21 protein-coding genes are annotated in these 21,534 nt (G+C 61.9%); 11 read left to right on the top strand and 10 right to left on the bottom strand.

The window, feature by feature from the left end; translation table 11 throughout:
* Positions 1 to 4 precede the first annotated feature (4 nt).
* Entirely contained in the window at positions 5 to 487 is a 483-nt protein-coding gene (locus tag AACZ65_RS10455) for a thioesterase family protein (RefSeq protein WP_339670583.1), read from the bottom strand.
* Positions 488 to 636: 149 nt separating this feature from the next.
* Between AACZ65_RS10455 and AACZ65_RS10460 the strand changes: the two genes are divergently transcribed.
* Complete coding sequence (locus AACZ65_RS10460) at positions 637 to 1,122, top strand: YHS domain-containing (seleno)protein (protein WP_339670585.1); 486 nt, start codon at positions 637 to 639, stop codon at positions 1,120 to 1,122.
* 149 nt (positions 1,123 to 1,271) lie between these two features.
* On the opposite strand, the gene AACZ65_RS10465 is transcribed toward AACZ65_RS10460, so the two are convergent.
* Both AACZ65_RS10465 and htpX read right to left on the bottom strand, forming a co-directional pair.
* Entirely contained in the window at positions 1,272 to 2,450 is a 1,179-nt protein-coding gene (locus AACZ65_RS10465) for a hypothetical protein (RefSeq protein ID WP_339670587.1), read from the bottom strand.
* A 461-nt stretch (positions 2,451 to 2,911) separates the two neighbouring features.
* A complete protein-coding gene (gene htpX, locus AACZ65_RS10470) occupies positions 2,912 to 3,772 on the bottom strand; it encodes a zinc metalloprotease HtpX (RefSeq protein ID WP_339670589.1) in 861 nt (286 codons plus the stop codon).
* 168 nt (positions 3,773 to 3,940) lie between these two features.
* Here htpX and AACZ65_RS10475 point away from each other — a divergent pair, with 168 nt between their 5' ends.
* From AACZ65_RS10475 to AACZ65_RS10490, 4 genes are all read left to right on the top strand, one after another.
* A complete protein-coding gene (locus tag AACZ65_RS10475; protein ID WP_339670591.1) occupies positions 3,941 to 5,542 on the top strand; it encodes a choice-of-anchor L domain-containing protein in 1,602 nt (533 codons plus the stop codon).
* A gap of 51 nt (positions 5,543 to 5,593) precedes the next feature.
* Positions 5,594 to 6,235, top strand: a complete 642-nt coding sequence (locus AACZ65_RS10480; protein WP_339670593.1) for a sulfotransferase family 2 domain-containing protein — start codon at positions 5,594 to 5,596, stop codon at positions 6,233 to 6,235.
* Positions 6,236 to 6,444: 209 nt separating this feature from the next.
* Positions 6,445 to 7,107, top strand: a complete 663-nt coding sequence (locus AACZ65_RS10485) for a Hint domain-containing protein (protein WP_339670595.1) — start codon at positions 6,445 to 6,447, stop codon at positions 7,105 to 7,107.
* A 106-nt stretch (positions 7,108 to 7,213) separates the two neighbouring features.
* Positions 7,214 to 8,212: a type I glyceraldehyde-3-phosphate dehydrogenase gene (locus tag AACZ65_RS10490; protein ID WP_339670597.1), complete on the top strand. Its 999-nt coding sequence runs from the start codon at positions 7,214 to 7,216 to the stop codon at positions 8,210 to 8,212.
* 15 nt (positions 8,213 to 8,227) lie between these two features.
* Here the strand turns inward: AACZ65_RS10490 and AACZ65_RS10495 are convergent, their stop codons facing one another.
* Both AACZ65_RS10495 and upp read right to left on the bottom strand, forming a co-directional pair.
* A complete protein-coding gene (locus AACZ65_RS10495) occupies positions 8,228 to 9,622 on the bottom strand; it encodes an SPOR domain-containing protein (RefSeq protein ID WP_339670599.1) in 1,395 nt (464 codons plus the stop codon).
* 65 nt (positions 9,623 to 9,687) lie between these two features.
* Positions 9,688 to 10,320 carry a uracil phosphoribosyltransferase gene (gene upp / locus AACZ65_RS10500; RefSeq protein ID WP_339670601.1) on the bottom strand — a complete coding sequence of 211 codons (633 nt, stop codon included), beginning with the start codon at positions 10,318 to 10,320 and terminating at the stop codon, positions 9,688 to 9,690.
* Positions 10,321 to 10,523: 203 nt separating this feature from the next.
* Between upp and AACZ65_RS10505 the strand changes: the two genes are divergently transcribed.
* The 4 genes from AACZ65_RS10505 to AACZ65_RS10520 all read left to right on the top strand — a co-directional run bounded on the left by AACZ65_RS10505 (position 10,524) and on the right by AACZ65_RS10520 (position 16,422).
* Positions 10,524 to 12,803 (top strand): NADP-dependent malic enzyme, encoded by a 2,280-nt coding sequence (locus AACZ65_RS10505; RefSeq protein ID WP_339670603.1) that lies wholly within the window; start codon positions 10,524 to 10,526, stop codon positions 12,801 to 12,803.
* A gap of 214 nt (positions 12,804 to 13,017) precedes the next feature.
* Positions 13,018 to 14,907, top strand: coding sequence for a propionate-CoA ligase PrpE (gene prpE / locus AACZ65_RS10510; RefSeq protein ID WP_339670605.1), 1,890 nt, complete (start codon positions 13,018 to 13,020; stop codon positions 14,905 to 14,907).
* Between the two features lie 301 nt (positions 14,908 to 15,208).
* Entirely contained in the window at positions 15,209 to 15,883 is a 675-nt protein-coding gene (locus AACZ65_RS10515) for a Crp/Fnr family transcriptional regulator (protein ID WP_339670607.1), read from the top strand.
* Complete coding sequence (locus tag AACZ65_RS10520; RefSeq protein WP_339670609.1) at positions 15,880 to 16,422, top strand: CIA30 family protein; 543 nt, start codon at positions 15,880 to 15,882, stop codon at positions 16,420 to 16,422. The genes AACZ65_RS10515 and AACZ65_RS10520 overlap by 4 nt, the downstream gene beginning before the upstream one ends.
* 56 nt (positions 16,423 to 16,478) lie before the next feature.
* Here AACZ65_RS10520 and AACZ65_RS10525 read toward each other — a convergent pair whose 3' ends face one another.
* Positions 16,479 to 17,240 (bottom strand): NAD kinase, encoded by a 762-nt coding sequence (locus AACZ65_RS10525; RefSeq protein WP_339670611.1) that lies wholly within the window; start codon positions 17,238 to 17,240, stop codon positions 16,479 to 16,481.
* 170 nt (positions 17,241 to 17,410) lie between these two features.
* Here AACZ65_RS10525 and glyA point away from each other — a divergent pair, with 170 nt between their 5' ends.
* Positions 17,411 to 18,718, top strand: a complete 1,308-nt coding sequence (gene glyA, locus AACZ65_RS10530) for a serine hydroxymethyltransferase (protein WP_037270759.1) — start codon at positions 17,411 to 17,413, stop codon at positions 18,716 to 18,718.
* An 80-nt stretch (positions 18,719 to 18,798) separates the two neighbouring features.
* On the opposite strand, the gene AACZ65_RS10535 is transcribed toward glyA, so the two are convergent.
* The gene (locus AACZ65_RS10535; protein WP_339670614.1) at positions 18,799 to 19,173 is read right to left on the bottom strand and encodes a hypothetical protein; all 375 of its coding nucleotides are present in this window, start codon (positions 19,171 to 19,173) and stop codon (positions 18,799 to 18,801) included.
* An 89-nt stretch (positions 19,174 to 19,262) separates the two neighbouring features.
* On the opposite strand from AACZ65_RS10535, the gene AACZ65_RS10540 reads away from it, so the two are divergent.
* A complete protein-coding gene (locus AACZ65_RS10540) occupies positions 19,263 to 20,018 on the top strand; it encodes an alpha/beta fold hydrolase (RefSeq protein ID WP_287000350.1) in 756 nt (251 codons plus the stop codon).
* A 16-nt stretch (positions 20,019 to 20,034) separates the two neighbouring features.
* Here AACZ65_RS10540 and AACZ65_RS10545 read toward each other — a convergent pair whose 3' ends face one another.
* From AACZ65_RS10545 to AACZ65_RS10555, 3 genes are all read right to left on the bottom strand, one after another.
* Complete coding sequence (locus AACZ65_RS10545) at positions 20,035 to 20,220, bottom strand: hypothetical protein (RefSeq protein WP_287000349.1); 186 nt, start codon at positions 20,218 to 20,220, stop codon at positions 20,035 to 20,037.
* Between the two features lie 146 nt (positions 20,221 to 20,366).
* Positions 20,367 to 21,146 carry a Bax inhibitor-1/YccA family protein gene (locus AACZ65_RS10550; RefSeq protein WP_287000348.1) on the bottom strand — a complete coding sequence of 260 codons (780 nt, stop codon included), beginning with the start codon at positions 21,144 to 21,146 and terminating at the stop codon, positions 20,367 to 20,369.
* A gap of 162 nt (positions 21,147 to 21,308) precedes the next feature.
* Positions 21,309 to 21,512, bottom strand: a complete 204-nt coding sequence (locus AACZ65_RS10555) for a DUF1127 domain-containing protein (RefSeq protein WP_287000347.1) — start codon at positions 21,510 to 21,512, stop codon at positions 21,309 to 21,311.
* Positions 21,513 to 21,534: the final 22 nt, after the last annotated feature.

Genomic DNA, 21,534 nt, shown 5'->3' on the forward strand with positions numbered 1-21,534 from the left:
CGGGTCAGCCCTTGGGTTTGAGGCCGATACGACGGCCGATGCCGTCGGGGCGGGGCAGGGCGGCGTGCGCCTTGGCCATCGCGGCCACACGCGCGGTGACATCCTCGGGCATGGGCACGACGCGCGGGCCGTTGAGATCCACATGCAGGGTCAGCCCTTCGCCCGTGGCGGCAATCCAGCCATCGCTGTGATAGAGTTCCTGAAAGAAGTGAAAGCGCTTGCCATCGTGGTCGAGAAGATAAAAGCTGCTGCGAAGCTGATCGCCCAGTTTCACCTCGCGCAGATAGCGGATGTGGAACTCGGCGCTGAAGGTGGTGAGGTTGCGGGTGGCGCGATACTCGGGACCAAAGCCCATTTCCTCGAATGCCTCATCGGCGCAGCGGTCGAAAAGCACGGTGTAGTAGCCCATGTTCATGTGACCGTTGTAGTCGATCCAGCCCTCTTCGACCGGGTGGAAAGCGGAGAGGAAGGGCTGGGCGTCGGGCATCGGGCCTCCGGGCGTTGGGGTTTGCGCATCTTTTAGGGGATTTGCGGCGGCAAAGGCAATGGCAAGGGGGCGCTGGCGGTTTCGTGATTTGGATTTCACGAACCCGTGCTTAGGTGAGCGCAGAGTTGGATCAGCAGGGGAGACGCGCGATGATCACACGGCGGGGCGTTTTGGCGGGCGCGGTTCTGGTTGGGGCCGGGGCGGTGGGCTATCTCGTCTGGGGGCGGGGCGGGTTCGAGGAACTGGCGGCAGCCCCGGTTTATGCCCCGGAGGGCGTGGCCTTGGGCGGCACCGATCCGGTGGGCTATTTCAGCGAGGGGCGCCCGGTGACGGGATCGCCTGCGCATCGTTTCGACTGGAACGGCGCGACCTGGCATTTCGCCAGTGCCGAGAACCGCGACGCCTTTGCCGCCGACCCCGCCCGCTATGCGCCGCAATATGGCGGCTTCTGCGCCTGGGCGGTGGCGGAGAAGGGCAAGCTTTACTCAACGCAACCGCAGAATTGGGCGATCGTGGAGGGCAAGCTTTACCTCAATTTCAACGATGACATTCAGGGGAAGTGGCAGGCCGATGTGCCGGGGTTCATCGCCCGTGGGGATGCAAGGTGGCCTGAGGTTTTGAAGGGGGAGGGGTGAAGGGGGGGCTTGGGTGCCTTGGGTTTTATCCGTGCTATGACGGGTTCCAGTCCGAAGCGGACACGATCAGGCTACATGTCCGGCGGGAAGCGAACCTTTGCTGAACGATGCTTTTGGGTAGCCCTTTACCGTTAGGACAACAGCAACATTCATGGAGCCTCACATGCTTGCTCTCCTAGGAAAAAGCTCGGCAAATGCGTTAACCACCCTGAAAAATTGCAATGCAGATAATAGTACTCAACGGTGAAAAACATGACTACGAGAATCCAAAAAACCGAGAGCAAGCTTCGTAGTCTGGTGCCAAAAATAATAAGCCATAACCTCCTAGGGAATTCAGTTTGTCCGGCAATTGACTCCTTCCTGCACCCGTCCATCATAAAGTATAGAGTTATTGTTAGCGCAGCATTAATTACAGATATATAGTGCCATGGCTGAACGTCATTCAGGTCCGTTACGAAGTATAGAGCGATCAATGTCCCAAGAGGATTTTCGCGTGAACCCACCGGAAGCAAATTTGTCACTTCAGTCGCATCTAGAATTGAGCCGAGAAAAAACAGCACAATTAGAACCGCGAGCAAGAATCTGAATAACTCAATAGATTTCGCGGACTGAGATCTTATCCAAATGATTTGATGCTTATAGTCAGTTTGTAAGCGGCTAGGCCAAGACAGAAAGACCAGTGGTAGGTATAGCCACGCCGATGCCTTGGACACGAACCTTAACGCCATGACACCAAGCAAGGCGAACGTGCAGTTTGCCGATACAATGAACGTCCATAGGTTGCGCGGCGGCGGGAAGTACAGGAGTGAGTGACTCAAGTGTGGAACCGCCGCAACATTGCCGCTTCCTGGAAACATCTCTGGCTTTGTAGTGAAATCGGAAACAAACAGCGTCCGAAAGTAGTTTTCAGGTAATTGCTTTATGCCCTTGTCGATGTGAGCGAGGGTCGAATTAAACTGAATATACCAAGCGTTGTACAAGTGTCCAAACGCCAGGCCACCGAATGCAAGCAAAACTACCCAAGCCCAAAATGGTGCGTTGAAATTATAAAGTATAAGAGCAAAAAGCACTCCATAAAGCTGGAACCGATGCGGCCTATGAACCGCACGCTCGTAGTACCTCTTTGTGGATTCAAGACTTTCTGGGGAGCGAAGAAAGAAAATTGGCGCAATGAGTGACAATATTAGTACCCAAGTCGCCCAATCATAGGAGACGGCTAGGCTTAATCCGATACTGACACTGGCGAGTGTTTCCAAACATGCCAGAACTGAGAAGATATTGTCATCTTGATCGGCTTGTCGGTTGAACCAAACCCAACGCCGCTTCATCGTACGATTCCAAATTACTCTGAGTTGATATGAGCAATATCTCTTCTCCAACGTCACCACAACGGTTAGGTCGCTAACAGTCGATCCAAGAGCAACGGCCACCTTATGAATTGGTTGTACAAGGGCCGGACTTTCTGGGTCATCCGTCACACAACATGATGACGTGCTACAACTTTGCAAGGTTCGTTTCTTGCGCATTGGTGACCTTGGTCCGTAGTGCAGCATTGATGTCGTGATAATATGCGCCGTGGCGGGGTTACGCTCAACGCTGTCAATTTCTATGCGCGGAATCAAGGCACCGCAGGTGCCGCCGCGCAGCGCCCGTCCGCCCCCTCGGGCTGGCGCTTTTGCGACGTTTCAACACGCTGAAATCGCAGAAGTATTTGTCTAGGATAAAGTGCCTTCCTGAGAAGATGCAGCGCCCACCCGGCGGACGGGCACCGCGCGGCACGTCACTTCCCTCACGCCCAAGGCCCACGTCCCCTCTGCCCCCCTGCCATCTCGCGCAGGGCGCGGATGCGGTTGGCGGGGTTGGGGTGGGTGGAGAAGAGCCGGTCATGGGCATGGGCGTGCAGCGGGTTGATGATGAACATATGCGCCGTGGCGGGGTTACGCTCGGCGGTGTCGTTGTCGATGCGCTGGGCCAGCCCTGAAATCCGTTCCAGCGCGGAGGCGAGCCAGAGCGGGTTGCCGCAGATCTCGGCGCCGATGCGGTCGGCCTCGTATTCGCGGCTACGGCTGATCGCCATTTGCACGAGGCCCGCCGCGAGGGGGGCGAGGATCATCAGCGCCAGCGTGCCAATGAGCCCCATGCCGTTGTTGCGATTGCCGCCCATGAACATCGCGAAATTGGCGAGCATCGAGATGGCGCCCGCGAAGGTCGCGGTCACGGTCATGATCGTTGTGTCGTGGTTGCGGATATGGGCCAGCTCATGCGCCATGACGGCGGCGATTTCCTCGCGGCTGAGGCTGCGCAGGAGGCCGGTGGTGGCGGCGACGGCGGCATTGGCGGGGTTGCGCCCGGTGGCAAAGGCATTGGGCTGATCGTTGTCGAGGATATAGACCGCCGGGCGCGGCATGCCGGCGGCATCGGCCATGTCATGCACCATTTGCGTGAGTGCCGCGCCCTCTGGACCCGAGGCGGGGCGGGCGTTGTGCATGCGCAGCACCATGCGGTCGGAATTCCACCAGCTAAAGGCGTTCATGGCGAGCGCCACGATCAGCGCCACCATCGCCCCGCCCATGCCGCCCAAGAGCGCGCCGATGCCCAGAAAGAGCGCGGTCATCGCCGCCATCAGAATGCCTGTACGCAGATAGCCCATCGGATTTCCCCCATGCTTCTGCGCCAAATATGGCGGTTGGCACGGCGCTTGCAAGTCTCTGACGGGAGGCCGTGTTACGTAAAATTCGGAGCGTTTGGCGTGTGCGCGTTAAATGGCTCTTGAGAATTCGGGTGCCAGTCTCTCTGCAAAGCTGCACGGAGACTTGCCATGGCCACAGCCTCGGAACTGCCGATTGATACCTCTGCCAGCGCGATGGACATGGCCGTGGCCATGTTTGGCCATGGCATCACGATCGTTTCTGCCAGCTATACGGGGGCGGCCAGCGCCTCGGGGATCTATAGCGATGGCGACACGGTTTCGCCGGATCTGACGCCGTCCGATACGGGCGTGATCCTGTCCACGGGCAATGCGACGGATGTCACCAATGAGCCCGGTCTGCTGAACCTCTTGGCTGATCCGAACCTCTCTGCCGAAACCTCGACCGATCATGCTTTGGCGGGGGATGCGGACCTGACGGCAATCTCGGGGCAGGAGACCTTTGACGCGGCGGTTTTTGAGGCGGAGTTTATCCCCGAAGGCAGCACGTTGACGATGCAGATCGTGTTCTCCTCCGAGGAGTATCTGGAGTATGTGAACGCCGGGTTCAACGATGCGGTAGGCGTCTGGGTCAACGGGGTGCAGGCCGAGTTGACGGTGGGCACGGGCGATATCACGATCAACAACATCAATGATGTGTCCAATGCCAATCTCTATATGGACAACTCCACCCTATCGAACGCCTATAATACCGAGATGGACGGGTTCACGGTCACGCTCACGCTCAAGGCGCCGGTGGTGGCAGGTGAGGTGAACACCATCAAGATCGGCATCGCCGATGGGGGCGATGGGGCGCTGGACAGCAATCTGTTGATCGCCGGGAACTCGATCCAGACGTCGTTGATTGCCGAGGATGACGTGATTGACGTGACCCGGTTTGCGCCGGTGGAAACCGACCTTCTGGCCAATGATACGAGTGCGGTGGGCGGGACGCTGACCATAACCGAGGTCAACGGTCAGCCGGTGGTCGTGGGCGATACGATCACGCTTGCCACGGGCGAGACGCTTCAGATGACGGCGACGGGGTTTGTACTTGTGACCTCTGCCGAGGCTGTGGGTACGTCCAACGTGCTGTCCTATACGGTGGCCGATGAGTTCGGCAATACCGATGTGGGCTTTATCACGCTGAACACGGTGGCACCCTGCTTTACCCAAGGCACGCTGATCGACACGCCCGAGGGGCCGGTTGCGATCGAGACGCTGCGCCCCGGCGATCTGGTGCTGACGCTGGATCATGGGCCGCAGCCCCTGCGCTGGATCGGCCGGAGCCCGAGGCGGGCGCGGGGCGCGGATGCGCCGGTGGCGCTGGCCGCCAATGCGCTGGGGCGGCACGCGGCACTGGAACTGTCAGCCAATCACCGTATCCTCGTGGCCTCGCCGCAGGCGGAATTGCTGTTTGGCACGCATCAGGTGCTGGTCAAGGCGGCGGCGTTGGTCAATGACCACTCCATCACGCGGCGCTGTGATGGTGCGCCGGTGGTCTATGTGCATCTGCTGTTCGACCGGCATGAAATCGTGCGCGGCAATGGGTTATGGAGTGAGAGCTATCATCCCGGTCCGATGACGCAGGGCAGTTTCGATGCCGAGACAGAGGCGGAATTGCACAGGCTTTTCCCCGAGGTTTTCGCGTGGGGGGCTGCGGGCTATGGGCCGAGCGCGCGCTCTGGTCTGCGCTCACATGAGGCGCAGGTGTTGGTTGACGCGATGCGCTGAGGCGGCGCGAAAGGGGCTTTCGCGCGTCTGTGCAGCGGCTAGGATGCGGGCATGATCATCTCGCCCGGACGCAATTATATCTTTGTGCATATTCCCAAGACCGGCGGCACCGCGCTGGCGATGGCGCTGGAAGCGCGCGCGCAGGCGGAGGATATTCTGATCGGCGATACACCCAAGGCGCGGCGCAGGCGCGCGCGGTTGAAGGGCCTGCAAGCGCGCGGGCGGCTCTGGAAACATTCGACGCTGAGCGACATCGACGGGTTGGTGAGCGCCGAGCAGGTGGCGGCGGCCTTTACCTTTACGCTGGTGCGCAACCCCTGGGACCGGATGGTGAGCTATTATCACTGGCTGCGCGGGCAGGATTTCGATCACCCGGCGGTGCATCTGGCCAAGGACCGCGATTTCATTGGCTTTCTGGCGGCGCCCGAGACGCAGGCCGCGCTCCGCGCGACCCCGGCGCGGCACTATATGACGGCGGCGGACGGGCGCGAATATTGTCGGCTCTTTATCCGGCTCGAGCATTTGGAAGAGGATGCAGCACCGCTCTGGGCGCATCTGGGATTCACGCTGGAGGTGACACCGGCCAATCGGTCGGAGCGGGGCCCTTATGCCGAGTATTATGACGCCCGCACGGTGCAGATCGTGGCGGACTGTGCCGCCGAGGACATCGCACGATTCGGCTATCGGTTCTAAGCGCCGCTGACAAGTTCGCGAGATTGCGCGGGCTTTAAATGCCAATCGTGCGGCTTTGACGGTGTTGTCCACCCTGCCGCGACGGTGCCATAATCCTGCCTGAATTCGAGCAAAAACGGGTCATCTTAACCATGGCTTAGTCAACCCGTCGGAGTGTGGACCTGTTGGCAAAACAGGACTGGTTGCAACGGAAAGGGATCGACAGAGGTATGCTGGGTTGGTTTGGCATCAGTGAACGCGGGGCGGCGCGGACGCTAGAAGCGGAGCCGGTAGGTGTGCAAAGTGGCCTCTTGAGCGGAACGCGGGTGGCCACGGGCCATGGCTGGCGTCCGGTTCAGGCACTCTGCGCTGGCGACCGCGTCGTGACCTTTGACGCGGGCGTGCAACCGATCTGCGGTGTGTCGCGGCATCCGGTCTGGACGGGCGAGAGCGCCTGTCCGTCGCGGTTCTGGCCACTGGAGGTCGGACGCGGGGTGTTGGGCAATCGTGCGCCGTTGCGCGTGATGCCACATCAGGTGCTGATGGTTGAGAGCGATATGGCCGAGACGCTGTGGGGAGATCCCTTTGCGCTCTTGCCCGGTGTGGCGCTGGAGGCGGCGCCGGGGGTTGCGCGGGTGATGCCCGATCCGGGTTCCGAGGTGGTCGTGCTGCACTTCGAGAGTGAGCAGGTGATTTTCGCGGAGAACGGCCTGATGGCGTTGTGCCCGGCGTCTTGCAACCTGCTGGACTATGCGCAAGAGCGCGCGGGGCCACGCTATGATGTGTTGCCGCTGACCGAGGCGCGGGGGCTGGTTCTGGCCATGGCGCGGATGAACGGTCTGACGGCGGCCCCGCGCGATGCGGCTCTCTCTGACCCTTGGGTTCGGGCCTGAGCGGGGATTGCGTGTCCTGATTTGATCAAATTATGTTTCGGGGCTGGTGTTTCCCGGATCGGCACAGCAATGTCAGCGGTGTTGACCTGTCTGCCGGGAGGGCACCATGTCTGAGGACCGTATTCGCATTGCCATCAACGGGTTTGGCCGGATTGGCCGTACCATCCTGAGGATTCTGATGCGCGAGGGGGCGGCGTTCGAGCTGGTCTGCATCAACGATATCGAACCGCTCGAGACTTGCGCCTATCTATTCCAGTACGACAGCGTGTTTGGTTCGTGGCCCGGCGTGGTCACGACGCGGCCCGGTGCTCTGGTGGTGGATGGGCAGGACATCCCGTTTCATGCGGCGCGCGATCTGAGTACGTTGGATCTGAGCGGGGTCGATCTTGTGCTGGAGTGCACTGGCATGGGTGGCACGCGCGCTGTGGCCGAGCGCGGGTTGCAGGCGGGGGCGCGAGCGGTTCTGGTCTCTGGCCCTTCGGCGGAGGCGGATGTGACGGTGGTGATCGGGGCCAATGAGGGCGATTTGGGCGATCACCGGATCATTTCCAACGCGTCCTGCACCACCAATGCGCTGGCCCCTTTGGCGCGGATATTGGATGAGGCCTATGGCATTGTCAGCGGGCAGATGACGACGGTGCATTGCTATACCGGCAGTCAGCCCACGGTGGACAAGCCGCGCGATGCGCCCGAACGCAGCCGCGCCGCAGCATTGTCGATGGTGCCCACGACGACAAGCGCGCAGCATCAGACGGGGTTGGTTCTGCCCGGTCTCAAGGGGCGGATCGAGGCGCGGGCCATCCGCGTGCCGGTGGCGAGCGTGTCCTGCATTGACCTAGTGGTGCAACTGCGCGCCGATGTGACCGCGGAGGGGGTCAATGCCCACATGCAAGAGGCGGCGGCGCGGCATGGTTGGCTGGGTTGGACCGAGGCGCCGCTGGTGTCGTCGGACCTGCGCGCGCGCCCCGAAAGCCTGATCGTGGCAGGGCCGCAGACCTCGGTTTCGGTCGGCGGGTTGCTGCGGGTCTTTGGCTGGTATGACAATGAGTGGGGATTTTCCTGCCGCATGCTGGATATGGCGCGCCTGATTGGGCGGCGGGGCTAAGCCGCCGCCCTAGGCTCATTTTCGCAGGGTGACGTTGCTAAAGCCCATGGCACGCAGGCGGTCGGCCCCGGCTTTGAGTTGCGATTGCGTGGCAAAGGGACCGGCGAGGACAAGCGTCAGCGTGCGCCCGTCGCGCGTGACGCTGCCGCGCCGCGCCGGAAGCCCGGAGGCGGCGATGCGCTGGGCTGCGGCCTGTGCCTGTGCCGGATCAGCAAAGAGACCGGCCTGCGCATAGCGGTGGCTGGGCGCGCTTGGGGCGTCCTTGGCGGGCGTCGAGCGGGTCGAGACCGTGGCGCGCGGCGCGGGTTTCGTTGTGGCCTGCGCCAATTGCCGGGCCGTGATCGGGGCCGGGACATAGCGGCCTTGGGTGGCGACGGTGACACCGGCGGCGCGCTGCGCCTCGAAGCTGGTATAGGGCGGTTGCAGGCCGGGATATTGGTGGATCACGTCGGCCCCGGTGCGCCGGTCAATAAGGCGCTGCGGCACGGTATTGGTCCACATCAGCAGCATCTGGTCGCGCCCTTCGAAGGTCTGGTGCGCGCGGTAGGGGTTGAGGCGGTCATCCTCCCACACCGGCTGCATGCCGGGAGGGACAGAGATTCCGGCAAGGCTGGCCTTTTGGCTGGCATAGACGCGGGCCGGGGCGATGCGGGTAAAGGGCGGCACGGTTTCAGGCGTGGCCGGGGTGCCGGGACGCGGCGCAAGCGAACGGTTGCTGCCGTTGCCATAGGTCACATGCGCCGATCGTTGCGGGCCGCAGCGGACAGGGGAACCCTTGTGCTGGACGGTATAGGCGGCGGAGATCGGGCTTAGGTTGGCGCAGGCGCTGCGTGCGGGATCGGGCTGGGTCAGGCGCACGGCGCGGGCAGAGGGGGCAGGGGCCGGTTTGGTCGCGGCAGGGCGCAGGGCCACAGGGCGCGGATCGGCCTCGGGGCGCAGGGCGCTGAGAGGTGCGCCAGACGCCACTTGGACCGGAGCGGTGCGACGCTGTGGCTGAGCTGTGGCGACCGGGGCCGGTTGCCGGATCGCGCGCGGGGCAGGGGCGGGCGCGGGTGCCGTGGCGACGCGGGGTGCTACGGGGACAGGCGTTGTACGGGCTGGCGGCGTGGGTTTGGGGGCGGGTTGTGCCACGGGTTGCGTGGCGGCGGCCTGCGCACTCGTGGCGAGGCTGGGTTGGAAGCCGCAGAGCTGATCGCGGCCCCGCGTAATGCGTGGAACCCATGTGACGTTTCCGGCAACGCCCGCGCGCACGAACACGCAACCGGCGCTATCGACATATTGCCGACCCTGATAGCTGCTGGGTGGGAATTCGGCCGGTTCTGCAGGAGTGCGCAGGGTCTGCGCGGACAGATCGACCGTGCCAAGCAGCAGGACGGTCGACGCCAGAATGGCAAGTGGTGAAAGTCTCATTACGCCCCCAACATCAATTGGATGCAGGTTGCCTTATTTTTGCTGTTTAGTAAACAGTAATTGGCCTATTTAGTGCCGAACATCCGGTCACCCGCATCCCCTAGTCCTGGCAGGATATAACCTTTGTCATTCAAGCGCTTGTCGAGAGCGGCGGTGACGACGGGCACATCGGGATGCGCCTCTTGCATGCGCGCGACACCTTCGGGGGCGGCAAGCAGGCAGAGAAAGCGGATGTCGCGGGCGCCTGCCTCTTTCAGCATGGTCACGGCGGCGGCAGAGGAATTGCCGGTGGCCAGCATCGGATCGACAACAATCGAGAGGCGTTCACCAAGCTGATCCGGCACCTTGAAGTAGTATTTCACCGGCTGAAGCGTGGCCTCGTCGCGGTAGAGGCCGACAAAGCCCACGCGCGCAGAGGGGATCAACTCTAGCATGCCATCGAGCAGGCCGTTGCCAGCGCGCAGGATCGAGATGAGCGCGAGTTTGCGCCCGGCGAGGACTGGCGCGTCCATTTCCATCAGGGGCGTGTCGATGGCGCGGGTGGTCATCGGCAATTCGCGTGTGATCTCATAGGCGAGCAACTGACTGATTTCGCGCAGGAGTTGGCGGAAGACGGCCGTGGAGGTTTCCTTTTGCCGCATCAGGGTCAGCTTGTGCTGAACGAGCGGGTGGTCGACGACGGTGAGATTCGGGAACATGGCGGGCCTCTTGCGCTGCGGTGGGGATTGTCATTCCAGAAAAAGCGCCCGAGGGCAACGCCGGGATGTGGGCGCGCAATCGGGATTGCGTGGCGCGGCGCGACGGTGCAAGCTCGGGCTTGAAAAATCGCGGGGGCGTGATATGAGCATGCCGTAGCGGTAGTTTAATATTAAACTATATTGCCCGCAGGGAGATGAGGACCATGACCGACAGCCAAAAGGAAGCCACCCGTCAGGCGGCGCTCGATTATCACGCGCTGCCCCGGCCCGGAAAGCTGGAGATCCGCGCAACCAAGCCGATGGCCAATGGCCGCGACCTGTCGCGCGCCTATAGTCCGGGCGTGGCCGAGGCCTGTCTGGAGATTAAGGCCGATCCGTCCACGGCGTCGAAATACACGACGCGCGGCAATCTGGTGGCGGTTGTCACCAATGGTTCTGCGGTTCTGGGGCTGGGCAATATCGGGGCGCTTGCCTCTAAGCCAGTGATGGAAGGCAAGGCGGTTCTCTTCAAGAAATTCGCCAATATCGACTGTTTTGACATCGAGGTTAACGAGAGCGACCCGGAAAAACTGGCCGAGATTGTCTGCGCGCTGGAGCCGACATTTGGTGCGATCAACCTGGAAGACATCAAGGCGCCGGATTGTTTTATCGTTGAACGAATTTGCCGCGAGCGGATGAATATCCCGGTTTTCCACGATGATCAGCATGGCACGGCGATTGTGGTGGGTGCTGCGGCCACCAATGCGCTGCACGTGGCGGGCAAGACATTCGAAGAGATCAAGGTGGTCTCGACCGGCGGCGGCGCGGCGGGCATTGCCTGTCTCAATATGTTGGTCAAGCTGGGCGTCAAGCGCGAGAATATCTGGCTCTGTGATGTTCACGGGCTGGTGCATGTGGGCCGGGAGGTCGATATGAACCCGGAAAAGGCGGCCTTTGCGCAGGCGACGGAACTGCGGACACTGGGCGAGGTGATCGGCGGGGCGGACCTGTTTCTCGGGCTGTCGGGGCCCAACATCATGACGCCCGAGATGGTCAAGGCGATGGCCAAGCGGCCCGTCGTCTTTGCGCTGGCCAATCCGGACCCCGAGATCATGCCTGATCTGGCACGCGCGGCGGTGCCGGATGCGATCATCGCCACGGGGCGGTCGGATTTCCCCAACCAGGTCAATAACGTGCTGTGTTTCCCGTTCATTTTCCGAGGGGCGCTGGATGTGGGCGCGACCGAGATCAATGACGCAATGCAGGTGGCCTGTGTCCAGGGGATTGCCGAATTGGCGCGCGCCTCGACCAGTGCCGAGGCGGCGGCGGCCTATCACGGTGAGCAGATGACATTCGGCGCGGACTATCTGATCCCCAAGCCGTTCGATCCGCGCCTGTCGGGTGTTGTCTCGACCGCCGTGGCGCGGGCGGCGATGGAGAGCGGCGTGGCGGCGCGACCGATGGCGGATCTGGAGGCCTACAAGGCGGGACTCGATGCCAGCAAATTCAAGTCGGCGCTGCTCATGCGGCCGGTGTTTCAGGCGGCGTCCACGGCCTCGCGGCGGATTGTGTTTGCGGAAGGCGAGGATGAGCGGGTGTTGCGTGCGGCACAGGCCATTTTGGAGGAAACCACGGAACAGCCGATCCTGATCGGGCGTCCCGAGGTGATTGCACGCCGCTGCGAGCGGGCGGGCCTCTCGATCCGGCCCGAGCGGGATTTCAACATCGTCAACCCGCAGGACGATCCGCGGTACCGCGATTATTGGGAGACCTATCATGGGCTCATGGCGCGTAAAGGGGTCACGCCGGATCTGGCGCGCGCCATCATGCGCACCAATACCACAGCGATTGGCGCGGTCATGGTGCATCGCAACGAGGCCGACAGCCTGATCTGCGGGACCTTTGGCGAATTCCGCTGGCATATGAAATACGTCAATCAGGTTCTCCAGGACGAAACCCGCCGCCCGCATGGGGCGCTGAGCATGATGATCCTGGAAGACGGGCCGCTCTTTATCGCCGATACCCATGTACGGGTGACGCCGAATCCGGCGCAACTGGCCGAGACCGCGATCGGGGCCGCGCGGCATGTGCGGCGGTTCGGGATCGCGCCCAAGGTCGCGTTCTGTTCGCAGTCGCAATTCGGCAACCAGCCGGATGAAGGGGCGGAACGGTTGCGGCAGGCGATTGCGCTCCTCGACGAGGCCCCGCGCGATTTCACCTATGAGGGCGAGATGACGATTGATGCCGCACTTGACCCCGAGTTGCGCGAGCGGCTGTTGCCGGGCAACCGGATGCAGGGGGCTGCGAATGTGCTGGTGTTTGCCTATGCCGATGCCGCGTCGGGCGTGCGCAACATTCTCAAGATGAAGGCTGGCGGTCTGGAAGTGGGGCCGATCCTGATGGGGATGGGCAACCGGGCGCATATCGTCACGCCGTCGATCACGGCGCGGGGCCTGCTCAATATGGCGGCGATCGCGGGCACGCCGGTGGCGCATTACGGGTAGAATCAGGGTTTGCAGGAAAATTCTTTGCGGATTTGCAAAGTTTCTTACAATTTCCGGTGACGTGAACAAAAAAAGCCGCTTTGCAAAAATTTGCAGAGCGGCTTTGGTCATTTCTGCAAAATTTCTGCGGCCTTCTGTCCCGTGGCCCTGCATGATGCTTGCCCCAAGGCGGGGTGATCCGTAACACATATTCAACGGATCGGAGGAGGATACCATGGGATACACTGAGGTTTACGAGCGATCGCTTGCAGATCCCGAAGGCTTCTGGATGGAGGCGTCAGAGGCGATTGATTGGGTGAAGAAGCCCTCGAAGGCGCTATTTGACGGGGCCGCCCCGCTCTATGAGTGGTACAAGGATGCCGAGGTCAACACCTGCTGGAATGCGGTGGACCGGCATGTGGCGGCGGGGCGCGGCGCGCAGACCGCGATCATCCATGACAGCCCGGTGACCGGCATCAAGCAAAAGATCAACTATTCGCAACTGCGCAGCCGCGTGGCGCGACTGGCGGGGGCGCTGCGGGCCAAGGGCGTGGAAAAGGGCGACCGCGTCATCATTTATATGCCGATGGTGCCCGAGGCGCTGGAGGCGATGTTGGCCTGCGCGCGGCTGGGGGCGGTGCATTCGGTGGTTTTTGGCGGCTTTGCCGCGCATGAGCTGGCGGTGCGGATCGACGATTGCCAGCCCAAGGCCATTATCGCCGCCTCTTGCGGGATCGAGCCGGGACGAGTGGTGCATTACAAGCCGCTCTTGGATGGAGCGATCGAGCAATCCAAGCACAAGCCCGAGTTTTGCGTTATCTTTCAGCGCGAAGAAGAGGTGGCCAAGCTGATCGAGGGCCGCGATTTTGACTGGCACGCGTTCCAATACGGGGTGGAGCCGGCGGAATGTGTGCCGGTATCGGGCGATCATCCGGCCTATATTCTCTACACCTCAGGCACCACTGGCGCGCCCAAAGGCGTGGTGCGGGCGACGGCGGGGCATTTGGTGGCGCTCAACTGGTCGATGAAAAACATCTATAACGTGAACCCGGGCGAGGTGTTCTGGGCGGCCTCCGATGTGGGCTGGGTCGTGGGGCACAGCTATATCTGTTACGGGCCGCTCATTCATGGCAACACGACCATTGTGTTCGAGGGCAAGCCGGTGGGCACGCCCGACGCGGGCACCTTCTGGCGGGTGATGTCCGAGCACAAGGTGCGCAGTTTCTTTACCGCGCCGACAGCGCTCCGGGCGATCAAGCGCGATGATCCCAAGGGCGAGTTGATCAAGAATTACGATCTGTCGCAATTGCGCGCGCTCTATCTCGCCGGGGAGCGGGCCGACCCGGACACGATCGAATGGGCGCAGCGCGTGATGCAGGTGCCGGTCTATGACCATTGGTGGCAGACCGAGACCGGCTGGGCCATCGCGGGCAACCCTGCCGGGCTGGAGGCGCTGCCGGTCAAGATCGGCTCGCCCACGGTGGCGATGCCGGGCTATGACGTGCGGATTCTGGACGAGGGCGGGCATGAGGTGGCACCGGGCACGCTGGGTGCGATTGCGGTGAAATTGCCGCTGCCGCCGGGGACGCTGCCGACGCTGTGGAATGCCGAAGCGCGCTATCGCAAGTCCTATCTCAACACCTTCCCCGGCTATTACGAGACGGGCGACGCGGGGATGAAGGACGAGGACGGCTATCTGTGGATCATGGCGCGCACCGATGATGTGATCAACGTGGCGGGGCACCGTTTGAGCACGGGCGCGATGGAAGAGGTTCTGGCCAGCCATCCGGACGTGGCCGAATGTGCCGTGATTGGCGCGGCGGACGAGTTGAAGGGGCAAACGCCGGTCGGGTTCCTGTGTCTGACCAAGGGCGTCAACCGGGCGCATGACGAGATCGTCAAGGAATGCGTCAAGCTGGTGCGCGACCAAATCGGCCCGGTCGCGGCCTTCAAGCTGGCGGTGGTGGTAGACCGTCTGCCCAAGACACGCTCGGGCAAGATCCTGCGTGCCATCATGGTCAAGATCGCCGATAGCCAAGAGTACAAGATGCCGGCGACGATCGACGATCCCGCCATTCTGGACGAGATCAAGATCGCCCTGCAAAGCCTTGGTTTGGCACGGTAATAAAAAAGAGGGTTCCGGAGGAAGCCGGAACCCTCATCCCCCAGAAGGGACGCTGGAAGAAATGCTGTCTGGCGCGACGCACTCACAACGCCAGGCCAGACAGCGTAACCGGCCGATAAATACCCGTCATGAAGACCGGGTGGCACTTGACCGGTGTATCCCGCCAAAAAGGGTAAGGGATTGCGATATGAAAAGGGCTTGGGACACCCCTACACGCGAGATACCATTATGGTATGGCAGGTTGCGCGTGCAGATTCTGTGAGGCACCTCACAGAAGCGTGAAAAATGAGGAGTCTCGCACATGTCAATTGAGGCCGCACCGGAGCGGAGGGCGCGGGGGCTGGCCGGAATTCTGGAGCGGCATGGCCGTGCGGTCGACTATCCCAAGGGCCGGATGATCTATGCCACGGGTGCCCAGGACAGCTCGATGATGCTGATCACCAAGGGCCGGGTCGAAATCAGCCGCAGTTCTGTCGACGGGCGACGCTCGATCCTGACGCATCTGGGGCCGGGGGATATGCTGGGCGAGCTGGCGGCGCTGGATGGTGGCGCCCGGAGTGCCGATGCCGTCGCGGCAACGGCAGTGCAGGGGCGCGTTCTGGAGGGGGCGCTTGTCCTGCAACGCCTGCGTGAGGAACCCGATGCCGCGCTCGACGTGATCGGGATGCTGTGCCAACGGCTGCGCCAGACCTCGGGGATGTATACCGCGCATATGCTGGCGGATGGTCAGGCGCGTCTGGCGCGGCTGCTGTTGCACCTGTCTGAGAAATGGGGCGAGGCCCTTCCGGGGGGCAAGCTGCGTCTGGCGGAGCGGTTTTCACAATCCGATCTGGGCGATCTGGTGGGGCTGAGTCGTGAGAGCGTGAACCGGCAATTCAGGGACTGGGAACAGGCCGGGGTGATCGCGCGCGAGGGCATGGGCATCGTGCTCTGTGATCCGGGGGCGCTGGCACGGGCGGCGGAGATGGCGGAATGAAACGGATTCTGGCTCTGGTTCTGGGATTGATGGCGGCACCCGGCGTGGCACAGGAGGGCGACATGCGCGATTACACCCCACCCGCGTTAGAAACCTGGCGCTATATCAGCGATCAGGTGATGGGCGGTGTGTCCGAGGGGCAGGCGGAGATTGCGGGACCTGAGGGCGCGCGGCATTTGCGCCTGACCGGAACCGTCAGCACGGCCAACCGGGGTGGGTTCATTCAGGTGCGGGGAGATTTGGTGACGCCGCTACCCGAGGGCGCGCAAGGCGTGGTGGTGCGTGTGAAGGGGAATGGTGAAGGCTATTTCATCCATTTGCGCACGCGCGGCACGGTCCTGCCCTGGCAGTATTATCAGGCCCCGATTCCGAGCGGGCCAGAGTGGCAAGAGCTGCGCGTGCCCTTTACCGCCTTTCGCGCCTCGGGGGCGATGCTGCGGGATGTGCCTCGGGCGGGCGATATCAAGAGCCTGGCGGCGGTGGCCTATGGGCGGGATTATGAGGCTGATCTGTCGTTCGAGTGGATCGGGGTGTATTGATCGATAATGTAAAATTTACGGGCTATTTCACGCTAAAGTCGCTGTGAGAAGTCGATTTATGTAAACTGTTCACGTAGCAGACGCTCTTCTAATCCATGCCCCGGATCGAACAGTATGCGATGCTTGATGCGGTTTTCCGAGCGGATTTCGACCCAGATCACGTTTTCCACCCAGCGACTGTCGGCGTCGGCCATCACGGGGCGTTTTTCGGGATCGACCACATCGAAGCGCACCACGGCGGTCTTGGGCAGGAGCGCGCCGCGCCAGCGCCGGGGGCGGAATGCGGCCACCGCCGTCAGCGCCAGAACATCCGAGCCGATGGGTAGGATCGGGCCATGGGCGCTGTAGTTGTAGGCGGTAGACCCGGCCGGGGTGGCAACGAGCGCGCCGTCGCACACAAGCTCTTCGAGGCGCAGGCGGCCGTCGATGGTGATGCGCAGCTTGGCCGCTTGAGGACCCGCGCGCAGGAGCGAGACCTCGTTGATGGCCAGAGCCTCGTGCTGGGTGCCGTCGAGGGATTCGGCGCGCATGGCGAGGGGATTGATCACCTCTTCCTCGGCGGCGATGAGGCGGTCGATCAGGTCAGTCTCGCTGTATTCGTTCATCAGGAAACCGACGGTGCCGCGATTCATCCCGTAGACGGGAATATCGAGCGCCTGCGTGCGGTGGAGCGTGTGCAGCATGAAACCGTCGCCGCCAAGTGCCACGATCACATCGGCCTGATCCTCGGGGGCATGGCCAAAGCGGCTGGCAAGGGTGGCGCGCGCGGTCTGGGCGATGGGGGCATCGCTGGCGACAAAGGCGATCTTGCGGTGCATGGGCGGTCCTGTTTCCAAAAGGCGATGCTCTGGCCCGGATCGAACCACAATTCCCCTGCCAAGACCAGCCATGCCGGAGTTACCGGTGAAATCGTCGCTTTACATTCTTTCAAACCGGACGAGTTTCCTTTAGGAAAATGACCAATTCACCAATCTTTGGAGTTGCCCAAATGCCCCATGACGGACACCAGCCTGCTGCAGATCAAGGTTTTTTCACCGAATCCCTCGCGTCGCGCGATCCTGACCTCTTTGGCGCGATCCGCTCGGAGTTGGGTCGGCAGCGCGACGAGATCGAGCTGATCGCGTCCGAGAACATCGTGTCCGCCGCCGTGATGGAAGCGCAGGGCAGCGTGATGACCAACAAATACGCCGAAGGTTATCCCGGCAAGCGCTATTATGGCGGCTGCCAATATGTTGATATTGCGGAGAATCTGGCGATTGAGCGGGCGTGCGCGCTGTTTGGGTGCAGCTATGCCAACGTGCAGCCCAATTCCGGCTCTCAGGCCAATCAGGGCGTGTTCACGGCGCTGTTGCAGCCCGGCGATACGATCCTTGGCATGAGCCTTGATGCGGGCGGGCACCTGACCCACGGGGCGGCGCCGAACCAGTCGGGCAAATGGTTTAACGCCATTCAATACGGGGTGCGCAAGCAGGACAACCTGATTGATTACGATCAGGTGCAGGCGCTGGCAACCGAGCACCAGCCCAAGCTGATCATCGCCGGCGGTTCGGCCATTCCGCGCCAGATCAACTTTGCCCGGATGCGTGAGATTGCCGACAGCGTTGGGGCCTATCTGCTTGTGGATATGGCACATTTCGCCGGTCTGGTGGCCGCGAAAGAGCATCCGAGCCCCTTCCCGCATGCGCATGTGGCCACGACCACGACGCATAAGACGCTGCGCGGGCCGCGCGGTGGCATGATCCTGACCAATGACGAAGGGCTGGCCAAGAAATTCAACTCGGCGATTTTCCCCGGTATTCAGGGCGGGCCGCTGATGCATGTGATCGCGGCCAAAGCGGTGGCCTTTGGTGAGGCGCTGCGCCCCGAATTCAAGTCGTATATTCAACAGGTGATCCGCAACGCGCAGGCGCTGAGCGACCAGTTGATCAAGGGTGGTCTGGACACGGTCACGCATGGCACCGACACGCATGTGTTGCTGGTCGACCTGCGCCCCAAGGGCGTTAAGGGCAATGACACCGAAAAGGCATTGGGCCGGGCGCATATCACCTGCAACAAGAACGGCGTGCCGTTCGATCCGGAAAAACCCACTGTGACCAGCGGCATCCGGCTTGGCTCTCCTGCGGGGACGACGCGCGGCTTTGGCGAAGCGGAATTCCGGCAGATTGCGGATTGGATCATCGAGGTGGTGGATGGGCTGGCGGCCAATGGGGCCGAGGGCAATGGCGCGGTCGAGGCCAAGGTCAAGGCCGAGGTCGAGGCGCTGTGCAAGCGGTTCCCGCTCTATCCGAACCTCTGATTTCGGATCACGAGATTGCCCCGCGCGAGCATCGTCTTGCGCGGGGTTTTCTTTTTCCCTCATCGTGTTGTAGGGTGCTCTTAAGCTGACCCTTGCCAGCGGATAAGGGCATAGATCAGCCCGGACAGCAGCATCAGATTGAGCACGATTCCCCCGATCAGGCGCAGGAGCGCGGTCTTGCGGGCCTCTTGCGGGTTGAGCGTCTCGAGATAGGCGTGCAGATCGGCAAAGGCGCGGTTGACCTGAGAGGTGTCGAGTACCCGGGCAAGCTTGGCATGGGCCATCCAATCCTGAGCACCGAGGATAATTGCCGCAGCCCGGCGTTGGCGGCGGGGAAGCCGGCGCCCGGCGCGGCGTACTTGCCGCTCAAGCGTGGCGCTGCGCAGGCGCATGCGATCTGTGAGGGCCTGTTGCAGCCCTGCGATCTTGCCCTGAAACTCTTCGGTATCAATCACTTGGAAACCCCTCTTGAGGCAGTTTAACGGCTGTGATGGGGCGCGGCAATAGGGCTGGAATCGTGAGTAAGGGGGCGTTATGAGAGGCTATGTTGAACAGGATCGAACATGGCACGCCGACCGAGAGGCCGGGATTGGTGATTGTGCACGGGCTCTATGGCTCAGCGCGCAATTGGGGTGTGATCGCCAAGCGACTGTCGGACAGTCGCCACGTGGTCGCGGTGGATATGCGCAATCATGGGGCAAGCCCTTGGTTTGAAACGCATTCCTATGAGGATTTGACGGGTGACCTGGCCGAGGTGATCGAGAGCCTTGAGGGGCCCTATGACGTGCTGGGCCATTCGATGGGTGGCAAGGCGGCGATGGTGCTGGCGCTGACGCGGCCAGAGCTCGTCAACCGGTTGATCGTGGCGGATATTGCGCCCGTGACCTATGGGCACAGCCAGTTGCAATATATCAAGGCGATGCAGGCGGTTGACCTGAGAGCAGTCGAGCGGCGCTCGGACGCGGCAGCCCAATTGCAGGCCACGGTGGATAATCCGGCGCTGGTGCCATTCTTTCTGCAAGCGTTGGATGTGACGGAAAAGCGATGGTTGTTGAACCTGGACACGCTGGCGCTTGAGATGCCGAAAATCCTGAGCTTTCCCGACATTTCAGGGGTTTATGAGGGAAAGGTGATGTTCCTCACCGGGGCGGAGTCATCCTATGTGACGCGCGAGCACCGCGACCGGATCAAGGCGCTGTTCCCGGCGGCACAATTTGCCAAGATCCCCGGTGCTGGCCATTGGCTCCACGCCGAGAAGCCGCGCGAGTTCGAAGCGGCGGTGCGGACCTGGCTGGGCTGAGCAGGGGCGCCGGGCCTCAGCGCAGTGCGTAGAGTTTCTTGGCCACGATATAGGACACGGGGAAGGCCGCGATAAATCCCAAGAAGGCGGCAATCAGGATTGGTCGGAGTGTATCCTGCCCGATCAAAAGCGCCGCTATGACCGCAGACCCTGCGAGTGTGGAACCGATGAAGAGGTGCAGGATCAGGCTAAGTCGGAGCATGACGAGGCTTTCTATGTGGTTGTTTTGCGTCATGTTGATGGGACGTGGGGCGCCTTGCCTTGATCTGGGTCAGGGATGGGCGAGGGCCATGAAAAAACCCGCCGGAGGACGCTCCGGCGGGTTTCGCGTGTCGCGAAGGGCGATTGTTATTCCTGTTGCCCCATGAACATCAGCAGGAACTGGAACATGTTGAGGAAGCTGATGTAGAGGCTGAGTGCGCCGTCATAGGCAGATTTGTCCAGCCATTCCTGATCACCATGTGCCGCGTGCGCCACATAAGTGTTCTTGATCTCTTGCGTGTGGAACGCAGTGAGGCCTGCGAAGATCAAGAGACCGATCGCCGAGATGGCAAACATCATGGCCGGGCTTTGCAGGAAGATGTTGATCAGCATTGCCACGACAAGGCCGATCACGCCCATGATGAGGAACGACCCCCAGCCCGAGATGTCCTTTTTCGTGGTGTAGCCAAAGAGCGAGAGACCCGCAAAGGCGATGGCGGTCACGATAAAGGTTTGCACGATCGAGAAGCTGGTGAACATCAGAAAGATCGAGCTCATCGAAATGCCGATGAGTGCTGCGAAGGCGAAGAAGCCAAGTTGCACGGCGGACGCAGAGGCCCGACGCAGAAGCGCGCCCCAGCCGAGGAAAATGAACGCCAGCGGGGCCAGCATCACTACCCATTTGAGCGGCGAAAGATAAAGCGCGGCACCAAGGCCCGACAACATCTTGCCATTAGGCAATTGTGCGGCGGCGGCCGACGGATCGGTTGTCACGGCAAGCCCCGCGATGGCCCATGCCGCAAGCGCCGTGATGAGCATGCCCACGGACATAGTGCCGTAGACCTTGTTCATGTGCGCGCGCAGGCCCGCGTCAATCTGGGCGGTGCGTGTGCCCGTCGCCGTCCGGATCGTGTTAAACTCTGCCATGTAACCCTCCGATATGTGAATGGCGGTCCCGTTCATGGGACATTGCCAGTAATATCGGGAGGCATGCCTAACATTTCAAGCGTTCATGACTGTTTTCAACAGGTTTTATGCCGGTATTTCTGCTGCCTCCCCGATGAGGGGGAGGCGTCGCGAAACGGGGCGTCAGCAGTGCAGCCGATGGGGCAAATCCCAGAAGGGGCGGCTTGCCTCGCGCAGCGCGGCCTCGCGCGTAAGACCGAGGTCCTCGAGGGCCGCATCGTCGAGCCGGTAGAGGGCGCGGCGCTGCGCCCATACTGCCAGCATTTCCGAAATGCGCGGGGTGCGCAGGACGGTGCGGAGGGCAGAGGTTTGGGCGTGGACGGTCATGGTCTTTCCTTTCCCTTTGGTG

Origin of the sequence: uncultured Roseovarius sp., assembly GCF_963972555.1 — a bacterium.
Lineage (GTDB): Bacteria > Pseudomonadota > Alphaproteobacteria > Rhodobacterales > Rhodobacteraceae > Roseovarius > Roseovarius mucosus.